Source organism: Paraburkholderia sp. BL17N1, assembly GCF_003634175.1.
GTDB lineage: Bacteria > Pseudomonadota > Gammaproteobacteria > Burkholderiales > Burkholderiaceae > Paraburkholderia.
This window is the reverse complement of record NZ_RBIW01000002.1, coordinates 2,532,336-2,552,070: the sequence shown is the minus strand read 5'-3', so window position 1 is coordinate 2,552,070 and position 19,735 is coordinate 2,532,336. Positions and strand designations below refer to the sequence as shown.

20 protein-coding genes are annotated in these 19,735 nt (G+C 63.1%); 16 read left to right on the top strand and 4 right to left on the bottom strand.

Features of this window, described 5'->3' with window-relative positions:
* Nucleotides 1-112: 112 nt before the first annotated feature.
* From B0G82_RS31335 to B0G82_RS31325, 3 genes are all read left to right on the top strand, one after another.
* Nucleotides 113-565: a MarR family transcriptional regulator gene (locus B0G82_RS31335; RefSeq protein WP_121310141.1), complete on the top strand. Its 453-nt coding sequence runs from the start codon at nucleotides 113-115 to the stop codon at nucleotides 563-565.
* Between the two features lie 16 nt (nucleotides 566-581).
* Nucleotides 582-1,145, top strand: coding sequence for an isochorismatase family protein (locus tag B0G82_RS31330; protein ID WP_121310140.1), 564 nt, complete (start codon nucleotides 582-584; stop codon nucleotides 1,143-1,145).
* 64 nt (nucleotides 1,146-1,209) lie between these two features.
* The gene (locus B0G82_RS31325; protein ID WP_121310139.1) at nucleotides 1,210-2,550 is read left to right on the top strand and encodes an MFS transporter; all 1,341 of its coding nucleotides are present in this window, start codon (nucleotides 1,210-1,212) and stop codon (nucleotides 2,548-2,550) included.
* A gap of 90 nt (nucleotides 2,551-2,640) precedes the next feature.
* On the opposite strand, the gene B0G82_RS31320 is transcribed toward B0G82_RS31325, so the two are convergent.
* Together B0G82_RS31320 and B0G82_RS31315 are read right to left on the bottom strand one after the other, a co-directional pair.
* The gene (locus B0G82_RS31320) at nucleotides 2,641-4,164 is read right to left on the bottom strand and encodes a CoA-acylating methylmalonate-semialdehyde dehydrogenase (RefSeq protein ID WP_121310138.1); all 1,524 of its coding nucleotides are present in this window, start codon (nucleotides 4,162-4,164) and stop codon (nucleotides 2,641-2,643) included.
* Nucleotides 4,165-4,422: 258 nt separating this feature from the next.
* Nucleotides 4,423-5,379 (bottom strand): LysR family transcriptional regulator, encoded by a 957-nt coding sequence (locus B0G82_RS31315; protein WP_116148072.1) that lies wholly within the window; start codon nucleotides 5,377-5,379, stop codon nucleotides 4,423-4,425.
* A 275-nt stretch (nucleotides 5,380-5,654) separates the two neighbouring features.
* On the opposite strand from B0G82_RS31315, the gene B0G82_RS31310 reads away from it, so the two are divergent.
* From B0G82_RS31310 to aroQ, 3 genes are read left to right on the top strand one after another with little or no spacing between them, the layout of a single operon-like run.
* Nucleotides 5,655-7,061, top strand: coding sequence for an MFS transporter (locus B0G82_RS31310; RefSeq protein WP_121310137.1), 1,407 nt, complete (start codon nucleotides 5,655-5,657; stop codon nucleotides 7,059-7,061).
* Between the two features lie 33 nt (nucleotides 7,062-7,094).
* A complete protein-coding gene (locus tag B0G82_RS31305; RefSeq protein ID WP_121310136.1) occupies nucleotides 7,095-8,162 on the top strand; it encodes a Gfo/Idh/MocA family oxidoreductase in 1,068 nt (355 codons plus the stop codon).
* 43 nt (nucleotides 8,163-8,205) lie between these two features.
* Nucleotides 8,206-8,646 carry a type II 3-dehydroquinate dehydratase gene (gene aroQ, locus B0G82_RS31300; RefSeq protein WP_121310135.1) on the top strand — a complete coding sequence of 147 codons (441 nt, stop codon included), beginning with the start codon at nucleotides 8,206-8,208 and terminating at the stop codon, nucleotides 8,644-8,646.
* Between the two features lie 60 nt (nucleotides 8,647-8,706).
* On the opposite strand, the gene B0G82_RS31295 is transcribed toward aroQ, so the two are convergent.
* Entirely contained in the window at nucleotides 8,707-9,795 is a 1,089-nt protein-coding gene (locus B0G82_RS31295) for a hypothetical protein (RefSeq protein WP_121310134.1), read from the bottom strand.
* A gap of 190 nt (nucleotides 9,796-9,985) precedes the next feature.
* Here B0G82_RS31295 and B0G82_RS31290 point away from each other — a divergent pair, with 190 nt between their 5' ends.
* The 3 genes from B0G82_RS31290 to B0G82_RS31280 all read left to right on the top strand — a co-directional run bounded on the left by B0G82_RS31290 (nucleotide 9,986) and on the right by B0G82_RS31280 (nucleotide 12,860).
* Entirely contained in the window at nucleotides 9,986-10,891 is a 906-nt protein-coding gene (locus B0G82_RS31290; RefSeq protein ID WP_121310133.1) for a LysR family transcriptional regulator, read from the top strand.
* Between the two features lie 137 nt (nucleotides 10,892-11,028).
* Complete coding sequence (locus tag B0G82_RS31285; protein WP_121310132.1) at nucleotides 11,029-11,700, top strand: HAD-IA family hydrolase; 672 nt, start codon at nucleotides 11,029-11,031, stop codon at nucleotides 11,698-11,700.
* Nucleotides 11,701-11,720: 20 nt separating this feature from the next.
* Entirely contained in the window at nucleotides 11,721-12,860 is a 1,140-nt protein-coding gene (locus tag B0G82_RS31280) for a DSD1 family PLP-dependent enzyme (RefSeq protein WP_121310131.1), read from the top strand.
* A 244-nt stretch (nucleotides 12,861-13,104) separates the two neighbouring features.
* Here the strand turns inward: B0G82_RS31280 and hpaR are convergent, their stop codons facing one another.
* Nucleotides 13,105-13,512 (bottom strand): homoprotocatechuate degradation operon regulator HpaR, encoded by a 408-nt coding sequence (hpaR, locus tag B0G82_RS31275; RefSeq protein WP_116121883.1) that lies wholly within the window; start codon nucleotides 13,510-13,512, stop codon nucleotides 13,105-13,107.
* Nucleotides 13,513-13,692: 180 nt separating this feature from the next.
* Between hpaR and B0G82_RS31270 the strand changes: the two genes are divergently transcribed.
* From B0G82_RS31270 to hpaI, 7 genes are all read left to right on the top strand, one after another.
* Entirely contained in the window at nucleotides 13,693-14,469 is a 777-nt protein-coding gene (locus B0G82_RS31270) for a fumarylacetoacetate hydrolase family protein (protein ID WP_121310130.1), read from the top strand.
* Nucleotides 14,466-15,224, top strand: coding sequence for a fumarylacetoacetate hydrolase family protein (locus tag B0G82_RS31265; RefSeq protein WP_121310129.1), 759 nt, complete (start codon nucleotides 14,466-14,468; stop codon nucleotides 15,222-15,224). Before B0G82_RS31270 ends, B0G82_RS31265 begins: the two co-directional genes overlap by 4 nt.
* A 33-nt stretch (nucleotides 15,225-15,257) precedes the next feature.
* Nucleotides 15,258-16,715, top strand: a complete 1,458-nt coding sequence (gene hpaE, locus B0G82_RS31260; RefSeq protein ID WP_116148056.1) for a 5-carboxymethyl-2-hydroxymuconate semialdehyde dehydrogenase — start codon at nucleotides 15,258-15,260, stop codon at nucleotides 16,713-16,715.
* Nucleotides 16,716-16,786: 71 nt separating this feature from the next.
* A complete protein-coding gene (gene hpaD, locus B0G82_RS31255) occupies nucleotides 16,787-17,650 on the top strand; it encodes a 3,4-dihydroxyphenylacetate 2,3-dioxygenase (RefSeq protein WP_106284646.1) in 864 nt (287 codons plus the stop codon).
* Nucleotides 17,651-17,671: 21 nt separating this feature from the next.
* The gene (locus tag B0G82_RS31250; protein ID WP_121310128.1) at nucleotides 17,672-18,082 is read left to right on the top strand and encodes a 5-carboxymethyl-2-hydroxymuconate Delta-isomerase; all 411 of its coding nucleotides are present in this window, start codon (nucleotides 17,672-17,674) and stop codon (nucleotides 18,080-18,082) included.
* Nucleotides 18,083-18,093: 11 nt separating this feature from the next.
* Entirely contained in the window at nucleotides 18,094-18,897 is an 804-nt protein-coding gene (hpaH, locus tag B0G82_RS31245) for a 2-oxo-hept-4-ene-1,7-dioate hydratase (protein ID WP_121310127.1), read from the top strand.
* Between the two features lie 21 nt (nucleotides 18,898-18,918).
* Nucleotides 18,919-19,722 carry a 4-hydroxy-2-oxoheptanedioate aldolase gene (hpaI, locus tag B0G82_RS31240; protein ID WP_121310126.1) on the top strand — a complete coding sequence of 268 codons (804 nt, stop codon included), beginning with the start codon at nucleotides 18,919-18,921 and terminating at the stop codon, nucleotides 19,720-19,722.
* The last annotated feature ends 13 nt before the right edge of the window (nucleotides 19,723-19,735 follow it).

The following is a 19,735-nucleotide window of genomic DNA, read 5'->3' as shown; positions in this document are numbered from 1 at the left end:
AGTTAAACAAACGGGCAAAGCAAGGACGACTTGAATACCTCCCTCGCCTTGACCTCAACCATATACGAAGGTAACCTTAGCAGGTAACCTTCACATTCGTCATGGCATAAGCATGAGCAAGAGCGACCTACCGCCCGACACCGACGCCCTGCACGCCATGGCGGAAGACCTACGCGTGCTGGTCGGCAAATTGCGCCGCCGTTTGCGTGAGGAATCGCATCTGGGCGATTTCACCCCTTCACAGGTGCAGGTCCTCGGTTTGCTGGAGCGCGAAGGTCCGGCAACGGTCACCGCGCTCGCGCGTGCTCACGGCATGCGTCCGCAGTCCATGGGCGAGACGCTTTCGGTTCTGAAGGCTGCCGGACTGGTCAGCGGCGCGCCCGATCCCAATGACGGACGGCAGACGGTCCTCTCCCTCACACCCGCCTTTCGCAAGAAAATCAAGGCAAGCCGCGCGGCGCGCGAGGACTGGTTGTTCCGCACCATCCTGACGCGCTTCTCGGCGGCCGAGCAACGACAACTCGCAACCGGCGTGGACTTACTCAAACGCCTCATCGACTCGTAACTTTCAGGAGCCCCTCATGGCATTCACCACGCTCGACGCAAAAACCGCACTGATCGTCATCGATTTGCAGCAGGGCATTGTTGCGCTGCCCACCGCGCATCCCACCGGCGAAGTCGTCAAGCGCTCGGCTGCCGTCGCCGACGCGTTTCGCCGCCATGGTCTACCCGTGGTGCTCGTCAACGTGACCGGCGGTGCGCCGGGCCGCGCGGAACAGGCACGCCCATCCGGCGACTTCCCCGCCGGCTTCGCGGACCTCGTGCCCGAGATCAACGCGCAGCCGTCGGATCATCGGGTCACCAAGCGCACCTGGGGCGCATTCACGAACACCGATCTCGAAGCCTATCTGCGCGAGCAAGGCGTCACGCAAGTGGTGCTGGTGGGCGTGGCAACCAGCATCGGGGTCGAATCCACCGCGCGCTACGCCAACGAACTCGGCTTCAACGTCACGCTGGTCGTCGACGCCATGACCGACCTCCATGCGGACGCTCACACCAACAGCATCACGCGCATCTTCCCGCGTATCGGCGAGACCGGCACGACGCAGGAACTGCTCGCGTTGCTCGAGCACTCGCGCGCATGATGTCAGGTTCGACCGTCTATCGAAGCCCGCGCGCCGGGCTAACCTCGCACGGGGAAACAATCCGGTGACAGGCACTTTCCGTTCGCTGCGCAATTTCAATTACCGGGTCTGGGCGAGCGGCGCGATCGTCTCCAACATCGGCACGTGGATGCAGCGCACGGCGCAGGACTGGCTCGTCCTCACGGAACTCACCCAGCACAATGCGACTTCGGTGGGGATCGTCATGTCGCTGCAGTTCGGGCCGCAACTGCTGCTGTTGCCGCTCACCGGTTATGCGGCCGATCACTTCGACCGCCGCAAGCTGCTGTTCGCCACCCAGGCGGCCATGGGTGCTTGCGCACTGGGCCTCGGCATTCTCACCGTCACCGGGCTCGTGCAGTTATGGCACGTCTATGTGTTCGCGGGGCTGCTCGGCTGCGTCACCGCGTTCGACTCGCCGGTGCGGCAGACCTTCGTGTCCGATCTGGTCGGCGAAGCGGATCTGTCGAACGCCGTCGGACTGAACTCCACTTCGTTCAACATGGCGCGCATGGTCGGGCCCGCGGTTGCCGGATTGCTGATCGCATCGGTCGGCACCGGCTGGGTGTTTCTCATCAACGCGCTGTCTTTCGTCGCCGTGCTCGGGTCGCTGCGCATGCTGCGGCTGAACGAACTGCATCTGAGACCGCACGCGGCGCGCTCGCGCGGCAGTTTCGTGGAAGGCTTCAAGTATGTCGGGAAGCGTCCCGATCTCGTGACCGCGCTGTTGATGCTGTTCCTGATCGGCACCTTCGGTCTGAACTTCCCGATCTTCATTTCGACGATGTCGGTCACGGCGTTTCATGCGGGCGCCAGCGAATACGGCGTGCTGAGTTCGACCATGGCGATCGGCTCCGTGACCGGCGCGCTGCTCGCCGCGCGCCGCGCTAAACCGCGCATGGTGCTGCTGCTCAGCGCGGCGGCCATGTTCGGGGTGGGCTGTACGCTAGCTTCGCTGATGCCGAGCACCCTGTTATTCGGCCTGATGCTCATCGCGATCGGCGTCTCCACGCAGACCTTCTCGACGTCCACCAACAGTCTCGTACAGGTCACCACCGAGCCTGCCATGCGCGGCCGCGTGATCGCGATTCTGCTGGCTATTTTAATGGGTGGTACGCCGCTCGGCGCGCCGGTCGTCGGCTGGGTCGCGGACCGTTTCGGCCCGCGCTGGGCACTTGGGGTAGGCGCGGCTTCGGGATTCGCGGCGGCGCTCGTCGGCTTGCTTTATTTCGTGAAATACCGCCAGTTGCGCGTGTATATCGAAGCGGGACGTCTGCGCTACAGCGTCGACGATCCGCGACAGGCGCCCGCCTATGTCAGCCCCGCTGCGGCGGTGCAAAACGCTGTGTTGAGCGAAGCGGAAGAAGATTCGTCCGCGGGCGTTTAAGAGGCCGTTGCCGCGCGCAGATGCGAAAAAGCCGCGCCTGACTCTTGTCGGGCGCGGCTTTTTATCGTTGCAATGATCCAGCCGAACGAGTTACTTCGCCACCGGCATCGTAAATTCAGCACCCTTGGCGATGCTATCCGGCCAGCGCTGCATGATGCTCTTGTAGCGCGTGTAGAAGCGCACACCCTCTTCGCCGTAAGCGTGATGGTCGCCGAACAGCGAACGCTTCCAGCCGCCGAACGAGTGCCATGCCATTGGCACCGGAATCGGCACGTTGATGCCGACCATGCCCACCTGAATCTGCCGGCCGAACGCGCGCGCCACGCCGCCGTCCGAGGTGAACAGCGACACGCCGTTGCCGAATTCGTGCGCGTTGATCAGATCCACGGCGCTCGCGAAATCGGGCACCCGCACCACTGCCAGCACCGGGCCGAAAATCTCTTCCTTGTAGATCTTCATGTCCGTGCCGACATGGTCGAACAGCGTGCCGCCGACAAAGAAGCCTTCTTCGCTTGCCACCGGATGCGCGCGGCCGTCGACGATCAGCTTCGCGCCTTCCGCCTCGCCCGACGCGATATAACCCGTCACCTTGGCCTTATGTTCAGCGGTAACCAACGGACCCATTTCAGCGTCGAGATGTTCGCCGTTCTTGATCACCAGCGACTTGACGCGCGGCACCAGCTTTTCGATCAGCTTGTCGGCCACGTTGCCGACCGCCACCGCAACCGAAATCGCCATGCACCGCTCGCCGGCCGAACCATAGGCCGCGCCGATCAATGCATCGACAGCTTGATCCAGATCGGCGTCGGGCATCACCACCAGATGATTCTTCGCGCCGCCGAGCGCCTGCACGCGCTTGCCGCGCTTCGACGCTTCCGTGTGAATGTATTCGGCGATCGGCGTCGAGCCCACGAACGACAGCGCCGCGACGTCCGGGTGATCGATCAGCGCATCCACGGCCACCTTGTCGCCGTTGACCACGTTGAACACGCCGTCCGGGAGACCGGCCTCCTTCAGCAATTGGGCGAGACGCAGCGACGCCGACGGATCACGTTCCGACGGCTTCAGCACGAATGTATTGCCGCAGGCCAGCGCGACCGGGAACATCCACATCGGCACCATGACGGGGAAGTTGAACGGCGTGATACCCGCGACGACGCCCAGCGCCTGCCGCAGATTCCAGTTGTCGATGCCGCCGCCGATCTGGTCGGTGAAATCCGTCTTCAGCAGGTTCGGAATGCCGCACGCGAACTCGACCACTTCGATGCCGCGCACCACTTCGCCTTGCGCGTCCGTGAACACCTTGCCGTGTTCGCGTGTAATCAGCATTGCCAGTTCGTCGTGATGCTGGTTCAGCAACTCCTTGAACTTGAACAGAATGCGCGCGCGCTTGATCGGTGCCGTTTCGCTCCAGGCGGGAAAGGCGGCCTTGGCGGCCTGCACCGCCGCGTCGACTTCTTCGACCGACGCCAGCGCGACCGAGGCGCTCACCTTGCCGGTGGCGGGATTGAACACGTCCTTGAAGCGGCCGCTGGTCGGCGCGGCCGGCGCGCCGCCGATGTAGTGGCCCAGCTGCTGCACCGACAGCTTCGCTTGTTCGTTCACTGCATTCATGTCCTTACCTCGTGTTCGGGATAAACCGCGGCGCGTCGGCACCGGGCCATAGGCAAAAAATCAGGCTACGTCGCCTCGCGCCAGAGCGGTAATCCGCTCGTCGGCAGGCTCCATGAGACCGCCAACTGTATCGACGGCGCCGGTCATACTCCCGATACAGCCAATTAAAACCGCGCCTCACTGTATTGTTTTTTGTGTGGCAACTGTATTGGGACGCGAACTTTATCGAGGCCTTGGCGGGGCGGCGACGCAAAGCAGTCAAAACCCGCCCACGCCGCGCGTCACCAGCGCATACGGCCCGCTCGTCAACTGTTCCCGGAGAAATTCGATGCACACCTGGATCTTCGCCGACGACGACAGCCGCTCCGCCGTCACCGCCCACACGTCCGCGGACTGCATGTAATCAGGCAGCACGCGCACCAGTTCGCCGGCGCGCAGGCTCTCGGCCACGTCCCAGATCGACACCATCACCACGCCGTAGCCGTCTCTCGCCCACTGCACGACGATATCGCTGAGATTGGACGCGACGGTGCCCGTCACCTTCACGCTCTTTTCGCCGTCGGGGCCGCTCAGACGCCAGACGCCGAAGCGGTCGTCGCGTCCGCGAAACAGCAGGCAGTCGTGCTGGGCCAGTTCGGCCAGTTCGAGGGGCACGCCGCGCCGTTCCAGATACTCCGGCGACGCGCAGAGTATCCGCGCGCTCTCCACCATCTTGTGCGCGATCAGGTGCGGTTCATGCACTTCGCCCACGCGAACGTCGATATCGAAGTTCTCGCCGACCAGATCGGCGCGCCGGTCCAGCAATTCCAGCCAGATCTCTAGATTCGGATGACGCTGACGCAGCAAGGCCAGAATCGGCGACACGTGTTTGCGGCCGAGCCGCAGGCTGGTGCTGATGCGCAGCAAGCCGCGCAGTTCGGTGCGGCGGTCGGCGAACGCATCGGCCATGCCTTGCACGTCGTCGAGTATTTTCTGCGCCCACTGCAAAGCGGCCTCACCGTCGCTCGTCACGCTGACCCGGCGCGTGGTGCGCTGAAAGAGCTTCACGCCAAGACTCGCCTCCAGCATGGCGATACGCTTGCTGACATGTGAAGGCGACAAACCCATTTCCGTCGATGCCGCCACGAAGCTGCCCCGGCGCGCGATGTTGCAGAACAACTGCAGATCGCGCAGGAAAGACTCATTGCTGGCTGTGAGCGCATTCTGATTTTCCATCTGGCCGCATTGTGTCCGTGCAGAAGCACATTACCCTAGCCTTAACGAGCCCACCGGGCAAGCGACGCTGGCGGGATGAATTGCTCGGTACAACCAGGTACTCGTTAACCCTGTATTCGAAAGACCGCTTCGCTGCACAGCAACATTCCAGGTGCCCGGAAAGCAGATCGCGCGGTCGGGTCCAGGTAAATCCTGGCTTGCATAGTTTTGCTTTCAGTACGCCAATGAATCAGCCGTAGAAGCTGATCAAAAAACATTTCTGTTATGGAGACGACATGGAAACGACTACCTCGGCGGGCGGCCACGAGCGCCGCTCGCAGGCTCGCAAAGCAACCGCCAGCGGCTGGATCGGCTCGGCACTCGAGTACTACGACTTCTTTATCTACGCCCAGGCGGCGGCCCTGATCTTTCCGCAATTGTTCTTTCCCTCGGGCAATCCGAAGATCGCCATCGTGGCTTCGCTCGCCACTTACGGCGTGGGTTATGTCGCACGGCCAATCGGTGCGGTGGTGCTCGGGCACTGGGGCGATACCCACGGCCGCAAGAACGTTCTGCTGGTCTGCATGTTCCTGATGGGCTTCTCGACGATGGCAGTCGCCTTTCTGCCTACCTATCACAGCGTCGGACTGCTTGCGCCCACCCTGCTGGTGGTGCTGCGCCTGATTCAGGGTTTCGCCGTGGCCGGTGAAATCTCGGGCGCGAGTTCGATGATTCTCGAACACGCACCATTCGGGCGGCGCGGTTACTACGCCAGTTTTACGCTGCAAGGCGTGCAGGCGGGCCAGATTCTCGCCGCCGCGGTGTTCCTGCCGCTCGCCTACTTCATGGACGAGAGTTCGTTCAATTCGTGGGGCTGGCGCATCCCGTTTCTGCTGAGCGCGGTGGTGCTGATTGCCGGCTACATCATTCGCCGCGAAGTCCATGAAACGCCCGCCTTCACCAAGGAAGACGCGAGCGGCAACGTACCCAGGTCGCCGATTGTCGATGCCTTCCGCTACAACTGGCCCGACATGGTGCGCGTGATTCTTTGCTCGCTGATGAACGTGATTCCGGTCGTCGCCACCATCTTCGGCGCGGCCTATGCGGTGCAGGCGTCGTACGGCATCGGTTTTTCCAAGAGCGTCTATCTGTGGATTCCGGTGATCGGCAACATCGTCGCCGTGCTGGTCATTCCCTATGTGGGCAATCTGTCCGACCGGATCGGGCGGCGCCTGCCCATCGTCGTCGGCGCGCTCGGCGCGGGTCTGCTGTCGTTCGGTTACCTGTACGCGATCAGCATCCGCAACGTGCCGCTTGCCATCGTGATGTCGATCCTCATGTGGGGCATCATCTATCAAGGCTATAACGCGATCTTCCCGAGCTTCTATCCGGAACTGTTCCCGACCCGCTCACGCGTTTCCGCCATGGCCATCGGCCAGAACATCGGCACGACGATCACCGCCCTGCTGCCCGCGCTGTTCGCCTATGTCGCGCCGCCCGGATCGACCAATGTGCCGCTCATCATCGGCACGATCACGTTCGCCATCACCATCGTTGCCGCGGTGACCGCATGGACCGCACGCGAGAACTACCGCGTCAAGTTGAGCGATCTGGGCGAACCCAATGCGGTGCCGATCGATAAGGCCAGCTACGACCGGATGCGGGCCGAGACCATGGCAGAAACCAAAAAAGCCCTCGCGTAAGCCAATTCGATCGAACTTCAAAGGAATCGATCCATGACCACCATCCGGATCGCCGTGGCCGGCGCGGGCTATATCGGCCGCGCTCACATGGCTGTCGCGCAGCAGAGCGGCACGTGCACGCTGTCGGCGATCGTCGACCCGTCGCCGACGGCACAGGCGCTCGCCGACCAGGCCGGCGTGCCGCTTTACCGGACGCTCGAAGAACTGCTCGAACGCGATCGCCCGGACGGCGTGATCCTGGCCACGCCGAACCAGTTGCATGTGGAGCACGCGCTGATCTGTCTCGCGGCCGGCGTGCCCACGCTGCTCGAGAAACCGATCGCGTCCACGGTCGATGAGGCCGAAACGCTGGTCGGCGAAGTCGAACACCGCGGCGTGCCGTTGCTGATCGGGCATCATCGCGCGCACAGTCCGATCATGGCCCGTGCGAAGCAACTGATCGACGAAGGCCGGCTCGGCAAACTGGTCGCGGTGATGGGCAGCGCGGTCTTCTTCAAACCGGATGAGTACTACGCCGACGCCCCCTGGCGGCGCGAGCCGGGCGGCGGTCCGATCCTGCTGAATATGATTCACGAGGTGCACAACCTGCGCATGCTGTGCGGCGATATCGTGGCCGTGCAGGCGTTTTCGTCGCACGCCACGCGCGGTTTTCCGGTCGAAGACACAGTAGCGATCAACCTGCGCTTCGCGAGCGGCGCGCTCGGCAGCTTCATGCTGTCGGACACGGCCGCAAGCGCGCGTAGCTGGGAACAGACGTCGCAGGAAAACAAGGCTTATCCCACGTATCCGGATGAAGACTGTTACGTCATTGCGGGCACCTTCGGCTCGCTCGCCGTGCCCACCATGCGGCTGAAAACCTATGGCAAGGCCGAGGATCGTTCGTGGTGGAAGCCATTTCAGGTCGGCGTCGCCGAGATGACTCGCGACGATCCGCTCAAGCTTCAGCTCGAACATTTCGTGCGCGTGATCCGCAAAGACGTCAAACCGCTCGTGAGCGCCCGCGACGGCCTGCAAAATCTGCGCATTACCGAGGCGATCGTCGAAGCGGCCAATACCGGTTGCGCGGTCGACACGAGGTCCGCGCTCGCGGCGGCGCGCTGATGCCGCCCGGCCTTTACTGAATCCATTGCTCCAGAGACATCCCATGAAAACCTTCGTGATGCTTCACGGCATCAACCACAACATGTTCGGCAAGCGCGATCCCGCGCAATACGGCACCGTGACGCTGGCCGAAATCGACAGCAGTCTGCAGGCATTGGGCAAGGAACTAGGCGTCCAGGTCGAGAGCTTTCAGACCAACAGCGAAGCCGCCATGTGCGAACGCATCCACCAGGCTTTCACGGACAATGCGCACGGCGTCATGATCAACGCCGGCGCGTGGACGCATTACAGCTACGGCATTCGCGATGCGCTGGCGATCCTGACAGTGCCGGTGGTAGAGGTCCACATGTCGAACATCCACGCGCGCGAACCATTCCGGCACGTGTCCGTGTTCGCGGAAGTCGTCAAAGGGCAGATTTGCGGCTTTGGTGTGGACAGTTATTTGCTGGGGTTGCGGGCGGCTGTATCGGCGGCGGCCGCTTAACCAACGGGGCTCTTTCTTCGCCGCGCTCGGGGTCGTTCACCGTGCGCGGCGAATGCTCCATCAGCGCCATGCGTCGGTCAGTTCGTTGGCCAGCACCATCTTTTCGCGGATCACTTCGATAAAGCCGGCGTCCGCAGCACCCTGTGCCTTGAGGAATTTGAGCGCGGCGGAATGCACGGCACGCATCGCCCTTCCGTCGATGCCGCTCATACGCGCCGCACCGCGCCGCGTCTCGTCCACCAGATCGCGTGCGCTGCTGAAGTCAGGCGATAATCCGCTCTGCACTTCGAACTCCGCGCGCAAACCCGCCGCATAGTCGCGCGATGTTCCGAGCCGGTCCATGTCGATCAGCAGATCGACGCCGCCCGCCATGCGCAACGCACACAGAATCCACAACGCAACGAACGCCCGATACGCATTATTGCCTTCGGCCGTGCGCGCATACTGCTCGCAGGCCATTGCATAAGCGTCATCCGAAGTGGGCGCGGTGGGCGGCAAGCTCACGCCGCAAATCTCGATAGCCTGCCTGACTAACGGGTCCGCCTGATTCAACCCCAGCACCCGAAACGGTGCGGCCACGAAAAACGGATTGCTCCATTGCCGGCCAAGCAGCCACCCCGAAGCGAACTGCGACGCGGGATTTCGCAGCACACCCACATGCATGGCCTGCGGAAAAGCCTGTTTGAGCCACGGCAATCGGCCGGACGAACGGCAAAACTTGAAGACAGGCACGCTGCCTTGTTCGGTGGTGCGCTCGCAAAGATTGCGTAAATAGGCCTGCAATGCGGGAAATTCCGCGTCCGGTACGCGAGCGAAGCGGTCGAGGCTGAACCCCCGGCGGTAACCGTCCACACCGCGAGCGCCGTCGCGCAAAAACGGGCGATATTCGTCGAAATACGGCGCGTCGAGCGGCGGGTGTCCCGACGTCAGCGTGGGGCGCGACGCGGACACATCGGCCAGACTCAGATCCGCGAGCACGTTGCTGAGCGGTTCATAAAAGGCGGTCACGGTGTCGAGTTCGCGCAGTCGTGACCAGACCCATGTTCCCGCACTACGCCAGCCTGTATGCAGAAATACAGCCTGTTTCAAGGCGCTGTTCCGCGCTGCATCGTTTGACGGGTCATGCGGCGACCCATAGGACAACGGCATGTGGACTTCTCTTTAATGAAAGGTAATCGGTGCAAGCGTCTACTTTAGCGGCGCGCGCCGCCTGCGTGACAGAAGCATCACTTTACCTTGCAAGCGTCACCGCGTTCGCCGGTGCGCGTGTCAACCCGAACTGGAAACGCCAGTCCAAACACTTTAAGCTGCCAGTCTTCCGAACCAAAACGCCGCTCATATGAACGATTCGGCCGATATCCGCTTCCTGTTGACGCTGCGCGAAAGCGGCAGCCTGGTCGCCGCGGCGCGCAAGCTGGGGCTGTCGCCTTCGGCGGTCACGCAGCGTCTTCAGCAACTGGAAAAGAAACTGGGCGCGCAACTGGTGAACCGCACGGCACGCCGCCTGCAGTTCACGGACGAAGGCACGCTGCTGTGCGAACGCGGCGCCGACCTCGTCCAGCAGTTCGACGCGCTGTTCGAAGATCTGCAGATGCGCCGCGGCGGACTCGTCGGCACGCTGAAAATCAACGCGCCGCTGGGGTTTGGGCGGCGGCATCTCGCACCCGCGATTGCCGATTTCCAGCAGCGGAATCCGGATGTCGACGTCGCGCTCACGCTTTCCGACAAGCCGCTGACCGAGACGATGGATCGCTTCGATATCGTCGTGCACATTGGCGAGCTGCCGGTGTCGAATCTGATCGGCTACACGATTGCGCCGAATGCGCGCTTCGTCTGCGCGGCGCCCGCGCTGATCAAGCGAATCGGCACGCCGGAATCTCCGGACGAATTGAGCAAACTGCCCTGCATCGTGCTGCGCGAGAACAACGAAGATGTCTCGTTGTGGCAGTTCAGCAAGGGCCGCACGCGCCGCAGCGTGAGGGTGTCCGCTCATTTGAGTTGCAACGACGGTGACGTGATCCGCCAGTGGGCATGCGAAGGACGCGGCGTGATCCTGCGCTCCGAATGGGACGTGGCCGAAGATATCGCGAAGGGCAAGTTGGTCCGTCTGCTACCCGGCTGGAAAGCGCCGGATGCCGACGTCATGGCGCTTACGCATCAACGCGCGGGCCTGCCGGCACGCACTCGCCATTTCATGCAGTATCTGCAAAGCAGGTTCAGGCCGCAGCCGCCCTGGCGGCGATGAATGTTCAAAACCAATTCCGGTGCAGTCGCAAAACGGATCATTCAATCTGACCGAATCTATGAGTTAGCCAATTTGAACGTCACGCCACCGGTGAAACTTTATAATCAGTTCACCGTCCGCTGCTGGTCAAATCAATCATGACTCTTGCCACCGTGCCCGCCGCCTATCCCAAAGCCGTCCTGTTCGATCTGCTGACCGCCCTGCTCGATTCGTGGACCTCATGGAATCGCGCGGCCGGTTCCGAGCAGGCGGGCCGGACATGGCGCGCCGCGTATCTGCGGCTGACCTACGGCTGCGGCTCATACATTGCGTATGAACAACTGGTGCGCGAAGCCGCCACCCAGGTCGGCCTGCCCGAATCCGCTGCGCTCGCGCTCGAAGCGGACTGGCCGATGCTCACGCCGTGGAGCGGCGCCCTCGACGCGCTGCAAACGCTCGCGCCGCATTGCAAGCTGGCGGTCGTCACCAACTGCTCCACGCGCCTCGGCACGCAGGCGGCGCACCTTTTGCCGGTCCGCTGGGATGCGATCGTCACCGCCGAAGAGGCCGGCGTGTACAAACCGGACCCGCTGCCCTACCGCCTCGCGCTCGACAAACTCGGCGTGCAAGCTCACGAAGCGGCGTTCGTGGCCGGCTCCAGCTACGACATGTTCGGCACCGCCGCCATCGGCATGCGGACCTATTGGCACAACCGCGTCGGCCTGCCGCTCGTAGCCGGCGCGCAGCCGCCCGATATCCAGTCCGCGACGCTGGACTCGCTCGTTCCGTGGCTCGCTCGCTTCGGCACCAGCCAGCATGACCACGCATAACCCCATTTCCCGGTGAAAGCATGAAACTCGACCAGATTGAAACTCCAGCCGCGTTGATCGACATCGCGCGGATGCAAAGGAACATCGCGCGAATGCAAGGGCGTATGAACACGCTCGGCGTCGCGTTTCGTCCGCACGTGAAGACCACCAAATGCATCGACGTGGTCCGCGCGCAGATCGCTGCCGGCGCGCGCGGCATCACGGTGTCCACATTGAAGGAAGCCGAGGCGTTCTTCGCCGCCGGCGTCGACGACATTCTTTACGCCGTCAGCATGGCCCCGTCGAAGCTGCCTAGAGCGCTCGCGCTGCGCCGCCAGGGCTGCAATCTGAAGCTCGTGGTCGACAATCCGACCGCCGCCTCGGCCATCGCCGCATTCGGCGATCAGCATGGCGAAACCTTCGAGGTGTGGATCGAAGTGGATACGGACGGTCATCGTTCCGGCATCACGCCGGAACAGGACACGCTGCTCGAAGTCGGCCGGATTCTGCATGAGAACGGTGTGAAGGTGGGTGGTGTGATGACCCATGCCGGCTCGAGTTACGAGCTCGATACGCCCGAAGCACTCGCCGCGCTCGCTGAGCAGGAACGCGCAGGCTGCGTGCGCGCCGCGCAGCGGCTGCGCGAAGCCGGCATTGCTTGCCTGGCCGTCAGCGTCGGTTCGACGCCAACGGCCCTCGCTGCCACGCAGTTGGAGGGCGTCACGGAAGTGCGCGCCGGGGTGTACGTGCTGTTCGATCTGGTCATGCACAACGTCGGCGTGTGCGCGCTCGACGACATCGCGCTCAGCGTGCTCGCCACCGTGATCGGTCATCAGGCGGACAAGGGCTGGGCGATTCTCGACGCGGGCTGGATGGCGATGAGCCGGGATCGCGGTACGTCGAAGCAGTCGCACGATTTCGCTTACGGCCAGCCGTGCCTGTTGAACGGCACGCCGCTGCCCGGCTATGTGGTCAGCGGCGCCAATCAGGAGCACGGCATCCTCTCGCCGACAACGGACAGCGCGCAGGCCCACGACGATGTCACACAGCGCTTCCCGATCGGCATGAAGCTGCGCATTCTGCCGAATCACGCGTGCGCTACCGGCGCGCAGTTTCCCGAGTATCACGCGGTGGCGCCGGATGGCGACAGCGTGGAGTGGCGGCGCTTCCAGGGCTGGTGAAACAGGAGGCGCCAGCGCATGGCACCTCTATTGCGCAGCGCCGAGGGTGCGATCAAGCTCTACGGCGACGGCCGCTGCACAAGGCAGTCGCATATCGCAAGACGATTTCGCCCACCAACGTGGGCTACTATCCGCGTCGCTTTGCGCGTCCAAGGAGCGACGCATGCACGACAACGCAGCGAACACCACGACACCCGACTCGCGCCGCTGAGCCGCTGAGCCGCTGAGCCGCTGCCCCGCCACCTCACTCCTCCTCTTCCTCCAGCCCCGCCAGCAGATCGTCCACCGCGCGATATACGCGCTCGACGATCTCCGGCCCCACCTTGCGCTCCAACGCGCGGTAATGCGCTTCGAGATCCTTCGAAATCACGCGCACCAATTCCGCGCTCGTGTCCGTCAGCGACACCAACACGCGCCGCTGGTCTTCGGCGAACCGCTCCTTGGTCACCAGTTCCATGCTCTCCATGCGCGCGAGCACACCGGCCATGCTCGGGCTCGAAATCGTGCAGATATCGGAGATGTGACGTGGTTCCATCGGGCCGTGCTCGTTGAGCGCGCGGATCACGCGCCACTGCTGTTCGGTCAATCCATGCGCGGTAATCAGCGGACGAAACCGCTCCATCATTTTTTCTCTGGCGCGCAGCAACAGCATGGGCAGGTTGCGGTGCAAAACTCGGGTCGAGGCGGAAGCGGACATGTTGGAAGATGATTTAAAAGCAGCCGTCGAAGCTTAAGGGAAAACCCGCGATCAGCCGACAGGCTATTGACCATGGATGATATCAAGCGCAATACTACTAACATGTTAGTGTTTTTGCCGAGAGACAGCTAATTTATGTTTGCACTTGCCGATCATCTGCTGCATCCCGAAGGCGAGGCGCTGCCGCGCGACGTGGATGCGCGCGCCGCGGCCGCGCTGCTCGCTCGTGGCACGGCCTGCCGCGCGCCGGTTCGCGGCGCTGTCTATGGAACCTTGCTGAACGACTGCGCCGCGCTCGCCGCGCTGGGCGACGCGGTGCACGCCGCGCCGTATAAAGCGCCGCCGCAAGCGCCGGTGCTTTATCTGAAGCCGCGCAATACGCTCGCCGGACATCGCGCGCGAGTGGTCGTGCCGGACGACGCGTTGGGGGTGGAAGTCGGCGCGTCGCTCGGCGTCGTGATCGGCCGCACTGCAACACGGGTCAGCGTGGCCCAGGCGTTCGACTATATCGCCGGCTACACGCTGGTCGCCGATCTCAGCGTGCCGCATGCGAGCGTGTACCGGCCGTCGGTGCGATTCCGGGCGCGCGACGGCTTCTGCGTCGTCGGACCCGCCGTGGTTGCATCGCATCATGTTGCGACGCCGGATAATCTGGCGATCCGGGTTCAGCTCGGGTCACGGGACGCATTCACGGCGAGCACCGCGTCGTCGGTACGCAACGTCGCGCAATTGCTCGCGGACGTCACCGATTTCATGACGCTCAGCGCGGGCGACGTCATCACGCTCGGCGTGCCGCACGGTTCGCCTGTCGCGTATATCGGCGACACGGCCACGCTGTCGATCGGCGCCATGCCGCCGCTCACGGTGTCGTTCGTCGGCGCCGAAGAAGAACAAGAAGGAGCACAGCCATGATGCGTGGCCGCGTTGCGTATGCAGGCGCGATTCACGAAGCCTATCCCGACGCCAACGGCGTGCGTCTCGCGGATGGCCGCGTGCGTCGCGAAGATGAAGTGGTATGGCTCGCGCCGATCGAAGTCGGCACGATCTTCGCGCTCGGCCTGAACTATGCCGAGCATGCGAAGGAATTGCAGTTCAACAAGCAGGAAGAGCCGCTCGTGTTTCTCAAGGGGCCGGGCACGGTGGTCGGCCATCGCGGCGTGACGCGCCGCCCCGCCGACGTCGCCTTCATGCACTACGAGTGCGAACTGGCGGTGGTGATCGGGCAAACCGCGAAGAACGTGAAGCGCGACAACGCCATGCAGCATGTGGCGGGTTACATGATTGCGAACGACTACGCGATCCGCGACTACCTGGAAAACTATTACCGCCCCAACCTGCGGGTCAAGAATCGCGACGGCGGCACGGTGCTGGGCCCCTGGTTCGTCGACGCCGCCGACATCGAAGACGTGACGCAACTCGAATTGCGCACCTTCGTGAACGGCACGCGGCAGCAACACGGCAACACGCGCGATCTCGTCACCGGCATTCCGGCGCTGATTGAGTACCTGAGCAGCTTCATGACCCTCGCGCCTGGCGACGTGATCCTGACCGGCACGCCCGAAGGCATCGTCAACGTCAATGCGGGCGACGAAGTGGTCTGCGAAATCGACGGCCTGGGCCGTCTCGTCAACACGATTGCATGCGACGCGGACTTCAACCGCGCCTGAGCGACAGCGAGAGAAACAGAAAAGGACACAGCAATGCGAATCGAGCATCTGATCAACGGTAAAGCGAGCGCGGCGAAAGACTACTTTGAAACGGTCAATCCGGCCACGCAAGAGGTACTCGCCGAAGTCGCGCGAGGCGGCGCGGAAGAAGTCGACGCCGCCGTGCGCGCCGCCAAAGACGCGTTTCCCGCATGGGCCGCCAAGCCCGCCGCGGAACGCGCGAAACTGGTGCGCAAGCTTGGCGAACTGATCGCGAAGCACGTGCCGGAAATCTCCGAGACCGAAACGAAAGACACCGGCCAGACAATCTCGCAAACGCGCAAGCAACTCGTGCCGCGCGCCGCCGACAACTTCAGCTATTTCGCCGAGATGTGCACGCGTGTTGACGGCCATACGTACCCGACCGACACGCATCTGAACTACACGCTGTTCCATCCGGTCGGCGTATGCGCGCTAATCTCGCCATGGAACGTGCCGTTCATGACGGCCACATGGAAAGTCGCTCCCTGTCTCGCGTTCGGCAATACCGCGGTATTGAAGATGAGCGAACTCTCCCCGCTCACGGCCTCCATGCTTGGCAAGCTCGCGCTCGAAGCCGGTATTCCCGCCGGCGTGCTGAACGTGGTGCACGGCTTCGGCAAGGACACCGGCGAGCCGCTGGTCGCGCATCCGGACGTGCATGCCGTGTCGTTCACGGGCTCGACGGCGACCGGCAACCGCATCGTGCAAACCGCGGGGCTGAAGAAGTTTTCGATGGAACTCGGCGGCAAGTCGCCATTCGTGATTTTCGACGACGCCGATTTCGAACGCGCGCTCGACGCCGCCGTCTTCATGATCTTCTCGAACAACGGCGAACGCTGCACGGCGGGCTCGCGCATCCTCGTGCAACGAGCAATTTACGCGCGCTTTGCCGAGCGTTTCATCGAGCGTGCGAAGCGTTTGACGGTGGGCGATCCGCTGTCCGACAGCACCATTGTCGGCCCCATGATCAGTCAGGGCCATCTGGCGAAGGTGCGCAGCTATATCGAACTCGGCTCGAAAGAAAGCGCGACGCTCGCGTGCGGCGGCCTCGACATGCCTGAGTTGCCCGAGGCCATGCGCAAAGGCAACTTCGTGCAGCCCACCGTGTTCGTCGATGTCGACAATCGCATGCGCATCGCGCAGGAAGAGATTTTCGGCCCGGTCGCCTGCCTGATTCCGTTCGACGACGAAGCCGACGCGATCAAACTCGCCAACGACATCTCCTACGGCCTGTCGAGTTATATCTGGACCGAGAACACGGGTCGCGCATTGCGCGTCGCCGCCGCCGTCGAAGCCGGCATGTGCTTCGTCAACAGCCAGAACGTGCGCGATCTGCGCCAGCCGTTCGGCGGCACCAAGGCATCGGGCGTGGGCCGCGAAGGCGGCACGTGGAGCTATGAAGTGTTTCTCGAACCGAAGAATGTTTGCGTCTCGCTGGGCTCGCATCACATTCCGCGCTGGGGCGCTTGAGCCATTAATACGCTTCGTGCGCCAAGGCCTGGTGCCCCGCGCGGAGCAGCCACACCGAACAGGAGACCGCGATGGGCAAACTCGCGCTGGCAGCAAAAGTGACGCACGTCCCGTCGTTATATCTGTCCGAACTCGACGGTCCGCATAAAGGCTGCCGTCAGCCGGCGATCGACGGCCATCATGAAATCGGCCGGCGCTGCCGTGAACTCGGCGTCGATACGATCGTCGTATTCGACGTGCATTGGCTCGTGAACAGCGAATACCACATCAATTGCGCGCCGAAGTTCGAAGGCGTCTATACGAGCAATGAACTGCCGCACTTCATCAAGAACATGCCGTACGCGTATCCGGGCAATGTCGAACTCGGCAATCTGATCGCGGAAGTCGCCAATGAGATGGGCGTGAAAAGCCGCGCGCACAGCGAGACCACGCTCGAACTCGAATACGGCACGCTGGTGCCGATGCGTTATATGAACGGCGATCAGCATTTCAGGACCGTCTCGGTAGCGGGCTGGTGCATGTGGCACGACCTCGACACCAGCGCGCGCTTCGGCCTCGCGGTGCGCAAGGCCATCGAGGAACGTTATGACGGCACCGTGGCGATTCTGGCGAGCGGCTCGCTCAGCCACCACTTCGCCAACAACGGCACGGCCGAGCAGTTCATGCACAAGGTGTGGAGTCCGTTTCTCGAACAGATGGACCGCAAGGTGGTCGAGTTGTGGGAAGCCGGTGACTGGAAAACCTTCTGCGAAATGCTGCCGCTCTATAACGAAAAATGCTGGGGCGAAGGCGGCATGCACGACACCGCGATGCTGCTCGGCGCGCTGGGCTGGGACCGCTACGACGGCAAGGTGGAAGTTGTGACGCCGTATTTCGGCAGTTCGGGCACCGGCCAGATCAACGCGATCTTCCCGGTTACGCCGCTACCCGCCTGAATACGAGCCAAGGAGTTCACCGTGCCGCATCTGACTCTCGAATACAGCGCCAATCTCGCCGCTGAAGAAAGCATCGGCCAACTTTGCCGGGCCCTCGCGCAGTGCCTCGACGCGCAACGCGAGAACGAACAGCGCATTTATCCGCTTGGCGGCATCCGCGTGCGCGCGTTGCGGTGCGAGCAGTACTGCATCGCCGATGGCCGCGCCGGCGCCGCATTCCTGCACGCGAACCTGAAGATCGGCGCGGGCCGCTCCGAAGCGGCAAAAAAGGCCACCGGCGACGCGCTATTCGCGTTGATCAAGCAGCACTTCGCCACGGAATTCGAACAACACGGGCTGGCGTTATCGCTGGAGATCAATGAATTCAGCGAAGCCGGAACGTGGAAACATAACAACCTGCACGCACGCCTGAAGGCTGAACAGCGGCACTGAGAGAATCCATCATGCTAGATGAACAGACGATCCGCGAGCTCGCGGCACAACTCGACCAAGCCGAGAAAACGCGCACGCAACTGCGCCACTTCTCGGCCGCTTATCCGCAGATGACCGTGCAGGACGGCTATGCGATTCAACGCGAGTGGGTCAAGCTCAAGCTCGCCGAAGGCCACGTGATCAAGGGCCGCAAAATCGGCCTCACCTCGCGGGCGATGCAGCGCTCGTCGCAGATCGACGAACCCGACTACGCGCCGCTGCTTGACAGCATGTTCATCGAAAACGGTCAGGACATTCGTGCGGACCGCTTCATTGCGCCGCGTGTTGAAGTGGAACTGGCGTTCGTGTTGAGCAAGCCGTTGAAGGGTCCGGGGGTCACGCTATTCGATGTGCTGGACGCGACCGCTTACGTGACGCCGGCCGTGGAAATCATCGACGCGCGCATCGAACAGTTCGACCGCGAAACCAAAGCCCCGCGCAAGGTCTACGACACGATCTCCGACTTCGCGGCGAACGCAGGCATCGTGCTGGGCGGCCGGCCCGTGCGTCCGCTGGATGTCGACCTGCGCTGGGTCGGCGCGTTGCTCTACAAGAACGGCACCGTCGAAGAAAGCGGTCTCGCGGCCGCCGTGCTGAATCATCCGGCCACCGGTGTGGCCTGGCTGGCCAACAAAATCGCGCCGTACGATGAAACGCTCAACGCGAACGACGTGATTCTGAGCGGCTCGTTCACCAGTCCGATCATCGCGCGAGCAGGCGACACCTTCCACGTGGACTACGGCCCGCTGGGCGGCATCGGTTTGAATTTCATCTGAACTCATTTGAGCCGACACGCCATGTCTCTCCCGCAGAACACATTCAAGCGCGCGCTTGCCGAAGGCAAACCGCAATTCGGCCTGTGGGCCGCACTCGCCGACGCCTACGTGACCGAGTTGCTGGCCACCGCCGGCTTCGACTGGCTGCTGATCGACAACGAGCATGCGCCCAACGACGTGCGCAGCACGCTCGCGCAATTGCAGGCGGTGGCCGCATATGCGTCGCATCCGGTAGTGCGTCCGGTGCGCAGCGACAGCGCGCTGATCAAGCAATTGCTCGACATCGGCGCGCAGACCCTGTTGCTGCCGATGATCGACACCGTCGGGCAGGCCGCCGACGCGGTCGCGGCCACGCGCTATCCGCCGCAAGGCATTCGCGGCGTGGGCAGTGCGCTGGCGCGCGCATCGCGTTGGAACCGGATACCGGATTACCTGAACACGGCCGCGGACGAGTTGTGCGTGCTGGTGCAGGTGGAAACCGTGCAAGGCGTGGCGAATCTGCCGGCGATCTCGACGGTCGACGGCGTCGACGGTGTGTTTTTCGGTCCTTCGGACCTCAGCGCGTCGATGGGGCTGCTCGGCAAACCCGGTCATGCCAGCGTGCGCGAAGCGATTCGCGACGGCATCCAGAGCGTGCTGCGCGCGGGCAAAGCGGCCGGCGTGCTCGCGCCCGATCCCGCGATTGCCGCCGACTACCTCGAAGCGGGCGCGACTTTTGTGGCGGTCGGCACGGACACGGGTTTGCTGAGCCGCGCGGCGGCCGATCTGGCGGCGTCGTATAAAAAGACTGCGACGATGGCGGCATCGCCCAAGGGCGGGTACTGACCCGACCCGTTCA

What these genes read in the sequence shown, in the direction of transcription:
- B0G82_RS31335 (WP_121310141.1), top strand. Translation starts at nt 113, where the DNA reads ATGAGCAAGAGCGACCTACCGCCCGACACCGACGCCCTGCACGCCATG.
- B0G82_RS31330 (WP_121310140.1), top strand. Translation starts at nt 582, where the DNA reads ATGGCATTCACCACGCTCGACGCAAAAACCGCACTGATCGTCATCGAT.
- B0G82_RS31320 (WP_121310138.1), bottom strand. Translation starts at nt 4,164, where the DNA reads ATGAATGCAGTGAACGAACAAGCGAAGCTGTCGGTGCAGCAGCTGGGC.
- B0G82_RS31315 (WP_116148072.1), bottom strand. Translation starts at nt 5,379, where the DNA reads ATGGAAAATCAGAATGCGCTCACAGCCAGCAATGAGTCTTTCCTGCGC.
- B0G82_RS31310 (WP_121310137.1), top strand. Translation starts at nt 5,655, where the DNA reads ATGGAAACGACTACCTCGGCGGGCGGCCACGAGCGCCGCTCGCAGGCT.
- B0G82_RS31305 (WP_121310136.1), top strand. Translation starts at nt 7,095, where the DNA reads ATGACCACCATCCGGATCGCCGTGGCCGGCGCGGGCTATATCGGCCGC.
- aroQ (WP_121310135.1), top strand. Translation starts at nt 8,206, where the DNA reads ATGAAAACCTTCGTGATGCTTCACGGCATCAACCACAACATGTTCGGC.
- B0G82_RS31295 (WP_121310134.1), bottom strand. Translation starts at nt 9,795, where the DNA reads ATGCCGTTGTCCTATGGGTCGCCGCATGACCCGTCAAACGATGCAGCG.
- B0G82_RS31290 (WP_121310133.1), top strand. Translation starts at nt 9,986, where the DNA reads ATGAACGATTCGGCCGATATCCGCTTCCTGTTGACGCTGCGCGAAAGC.
- B0G82_RS31285 (WP_121310132.1), top strand. Translation starts at nt 11,029, where the DNA reads ATGACTCTTGCCACCGTGCCCGCCGCCTATCCCAAAGCCGTCCTGTTC.
- B0G82_RS31280 (WP_121310131.1), top strand. Translation starts at nt 11,721, where the DNA reads ATGAAACTCGACCAGATTGAAACTCCAGCCGCGTTGATCGACATCGCG.
- hpaR (WP_116121883.1), bottom strand. Translation starts at nt 13,512, where the DNA reads ATGCTGTTGCTGCGCGCCAGAGAAAAAATGATGGAGCGGTTTCGTCCG.
- B0G82_RS31270 (WP_121310130.1), top strand. Translation starts at nt 13,693, where the DNA reads ATGTTTGCACTTGCCGATCATCTGCTGCATCCCGAAGGCGAGGCGCTG.
- B0G82_RS31265 (WP_121310129.1), top strand. Translation starts at nt 14,466, where the DNA reads ATGATGCGTGGCCGCGTTGCGTATGCAGGCGCGATTCACGAAGCCTAT.
- hpaE (WP_116148056.1), top strand. Translation starts at nt 15,258, where the DNA reads ATGCGAATCGAGCATCTGATCAACGGTAAAGCGAGCGCGGCGAAAGAC.
- hpaD (WP_106284646.1), top strand. Translation starts at nt 16,787, where the DNA reads ATGGGCAAACTCGCGCTGGCAGCAAAAGTGACGCACGTCCCGTCGTTA.
- hpaH (WP_121310127.1), top strand. Translation starts at nt 18,094, where the DNA reads ATGCTAGATGAACAGACGATCCGCGAGCTCGCGGCACAACTCGACCAA.
- hpaI (WP_121310126.1), top strand. Translation starts at nt 18,919, where the DNA reads ATGTCTCTCCCGCAGAACACATTCAAGCGCGCGCTTGCCGAAGGCAAA.